This window comes from Nostoc sp. UCD121 (assembly GCF_014222285.1).
Lineage (GTDB): Bacteria > Cyanobacteriota > Cyanobacteriia > Cyanobacteriales > Nostocaceae > Nostoc.
The window spans coordinates 1-3,212 of sequence record NZ_JACKZS010000390.1 but is presented as its reverse complement, the minus strand read 5'-3'; the positions used below and the strand labels follow the sequence as shown (position 1 = coordinate 3,212).

The 3,212-nt window shown below is 40.9% G+C and carries 4 protein-coding genes; 1 reads left to right on the top strand and 3 read right to left on the bottom strand.

What is annotated here, in order from left to right:
- Both GNF10_RS36030 and GNF10_RS36025 read right to left on the bottom strand, forming a co-directional pair.
- The coding region (locus GNF10_RS36030) for a glycosyltransferase family 39 protein (RefSeq protein ID WP_185607445.1) at window positions 1-658 on the bottom strand (658 nt) is incomplete at its 3' end.
- Between the two features lie 482 nt (window positions 659-1,140).
- Window positions 1,141-1,377 (bottom strand): hypothetical protein, encoded by a 237-nt coding sequence (locus GNF10_RS36025; protein WP_185580996.1) that lies wholly within the window; start codon window positions 1,375-1,377, stop codon window positions 1,141-1,143.
- A gap of 213 nt (window positions 1,378-1,590) precedes the next feature.
- Here GNF10_RS36025 and GNF10_RS36020 point away from each other — a divergent pair, with 213 nt between their 5' ends.
- Entirely contained in the window at window positions 1,591-1,959 is a 369-nt protein-coding gene (locus GNF10_RS36020; RefSeq protein ID WP_012409416.1) for a hypothetical protein, read from the top strand.
- A 100-nt stretch (window positions 1,960-2,059) separates the two neighbouring features.
- Here GNF10_RS36020 and GNF10_RS36015 read toward each other — a convergent pair whose 3' ends face one another.
- Entirely contained in the window at window positions 2,060-2,671 is a 612-nt protein-coding gene (locus GNF10_RS36015; protein ID WP_185580999.1) for a hypothetical protein, read from the bottom strand.
- Window positions 2,672-3,212 lie beyond the last annotated feature (541 nt).

The following is a 3,212-nucleotide window of genomic DNA, read 5'->3' as shown; positions in this document are numbered from 1 at the left end:
CTCCCCCTGCTCCCCTGCTCCCCTGCTCCCTGCTCCCTGCTCCCTGCTCCCTGCTCCCTGCTCCCTGCCCTCTACTCCCTTCCTTCCCCGCGTACCCTAGAAAGAAACATAACAAAGCTGATGCTATACATCCGGTGAGCAGCATATCTGAGACACCCGTTCTCGCCCAAATAATAGTTTCGGGATTGAGTGCCATGAGCGCGGCTGCGATAAAAGATGTTAAGTAGCGGCGAGTAGGACGTGAAACTTGCTCTAATTCATCTTGTTTAGCGAAATACCACTGTACGGTGTAAAAAGCTAAACAAATTAAGCCAAATGCTGCGATCGCAGAAGGAAGACGTACTGCCCACTCATTTACTCCAAGAATGTAATATGCGATCGCCTGACACCAGTAAATTAAAGCAGGTTTATCGAAACGAGTTTCACCATTGAAAAATGGGGTTATCCAATCACCTGTGACAAACATCTGGCGGGAAGCTTCGGCAAACAGTGGCTCTGTCTCATCAATCAAGCCAATATTGCCCAAATTCCACCCAAAAGCTATCCAGCCAACCACCATTAACCACAAAACCGACACAGTGACACTAAGGGCTGGATTCTTTGCTATTTTGTTGAACCACTGATCAACAGTGTGCTTAACACTCAATTTCATGCTCATTAGTCAATAGTCAACAATCACTACTCAATAGTCGTTGATTATCTATCTTTTGTTCTTCCAAGGCTCAAATTCAAAATTTTTTTATTTAACGCTTAACACTTAACACTCTACACTTCTTCAGCTTGGAACAATACCAGTTGCTCGAAGCTACCCAAGAGTTTACCAAATTATCACCGCCGAGAAAGCTCCTAAGTCCTATTTCAGAATTTATTAATTGACAAATTAGACAATAAATGCACTACTAAAAGCAGGATAAAAACAAGCATAGCTCAACCTGGGCTACGCTTACTCTAGTCGGCAGTGACTTGAAAGACTGATAATTTACGTCATTAGGATTACGCATCAACTACAAAACCCCGCTCTCAAGAGCAGGGGTTATCTTAACTAGTGACTTCTCAAACATCCTCTAAGCGATCGCTCACCTATAACTTGTATATTTGACTTTTTAAATCTGGCAAACTCATAATTTTTACTTTTACATATCAGAGGATTTCAGAAATGGCAAATTCATCATTGATTGCAGCAATTTCTGTTGAAATCTTTGGCTCATCAACCATTAATTCCAGTTTTTCTTCCTGATTTGTGACATCAGCAAATTTATCTTTTGTATATTCACTTTCTCTGATTTGTCTAGCAATGCTTTCTAGTAGCCAAAGTTGCTCTTCTACAGACAAGGAACGGATTGAGCGCTCAATTTCTAGTAAATTCAGTGATATCATTTTGCTTCTGATTCCAAGCGGGGCGTATTTTTCAAAGATATTCTTATATGTCAGTCTATCTGGTTAACCTATAGCATCGCAAATTCCCCATCATTTTTCCCAAGCTTATCTTTTCACAAATCAAATGAGATTGCTATAAATAACTAGAAGCCAATTTTATGACTTTTTAATTAGGTATTACTGCTGAAGCAAAATGTACGCTAAACTGACTACATGAATTACGAAACAGCTCGGAAACTCCTCATAGATCAGACAATCACAACCGAGGAAAACCCAGATGCGCTGTTAACGCGTATGAAACAGGGGAAACCGCCGGTACCCGGTCAGATCACTTCAATTTTGTTGGCATTGAAAGTGGTGTTTGAAGCCCTTAAAGATGCAAAGACCCTAGACCGAGAACTGGCTTTAGCCCTTTATCAGTTAAGCATTAAGGCACAACAGCTATTTGCCGCAGGGCGTAAAGCTGGCATAGATTGGCCACCACTATTAAAGGAAGATTTGCTACGAATTTCCTTAGCATCTGAAAGTATCTTTTCAGGTATATGGCAAACCCTAGCTCCCATCAGCCTAGGGAAACTATAGAACACCATTTCAGTAACTTGTATGTGGAAAATCAGGGGCAGAGGAAGATGAGGGAGTGAGGAAGAATAATTAATGCCCCATACCCAATGCCCAATGCCCATTACCGAATTTGCAGTTCACCTTCTAACTTGTCTAAGTCAGTTTTAAGTAAAACTGTCATTTGCCCGGTAAAAGCTTTGCCACTCTTGGGTTGAGCAATTTCCACCCAATATACATAGCGATCGCCTACTCGTAATTCTCCTTTTAAAGCTTCCCGAATGGGAGTTTTGGCAAGACGTGCCGAGTTAATTACCTTCTGGTTGGGATACTGGTAAACTACCTGGGCGCGATCGTAGTCTTGATAAATCTCCAAGCCATAAATCACCCGCAAGGATTCCTGGAGACGCGCAAATGTCATGCCGTTAATGGCATCATACATGGAAATGCGCTCACTACGGATTGTGCCACGGTCTTTAGAAAATTGCACCCTACCAGGGGGCAATACAGACGCTTGAAAAGTGAATCGTTGAGCAGCAGTATCAGTCTTTTGCACAAACAATAACTCCCCACTCCTAGGGCGGAGTGTAGGATGTGCTTTAATCCAAGTGCCTACTTGCTCTGTACTTTGCCCTGGTAAAGCATCCGCGTGGGAATTACCCAGTATTCCCATAGACAGCCAGGGAACAAGAGAAATAGGCAAAATTAAAAAATTAAGCAGAGATTTCTTGAGCATTTTTCTATTCACAACTTTCATAAAGACTTCCCTATTAGGGAATAACCATAGTCTTCCCGTTTTTCAGCAAGATTATTTCAATAGGTCGCAGCGATCGCCCAGCAAAGCCAAATCTTTTCTGTTGGCGCTAGCAAGTCTCCACCATAGCGCTATGAAGGTGCTGGGAGGAATCCCGCTTACTAAAGAAAGTGTGGTTCTATTCAGAAGAATAAAAAGCTTGGAAGTATCTGTAGAAAATCTTGTCTTTTAATGTTTGAGCTATTGATTTTTTGGGAACCATACACAGAGTAATTGAGGATGCTGGTAATAGTAATGTATAAGGCTATCTACCATAAATTTGCATTTTAATACCCAAACATATCAAGCTATGAAAACAAAAATAATTACACAGATATCGGCTTTTAGCTTTTGGTTTATTTGGAACGCTTTTGTCGGTAAAGTAATACTCCAGTATTTACTGGCTCTAAAATTTATTCCGGCAGATATTTGTTATGTATTTGTTATACTACTACCATTTCTTATATTCTTTGAAATATTTATC

Bases quoted from the DNA above. Each gene is read 5' to 3' on its own strand.
- GNF10_RS36025 (WP_185580996.1), bottom strand. From the start codon at position 1,377: ATGATATCACTGAATTTACTAGAAATTGAGCGCTCAATCCGTTCCTTG.
- GNF10_RS36020 (WP_012409416.1), top strand. From the start codon at position 1,591: ATGAATTACGAAACAGCTCGGAAACTCCTCATAGATCAGACAATCACA.
- GNF10_RS36015 (WP_185580999.1), bottom strand. From the start codon at position 2,671: ATGCTCAAGAAATCTCTGCTTAATTTTTTAATTTTGCCTATTTCTCTT.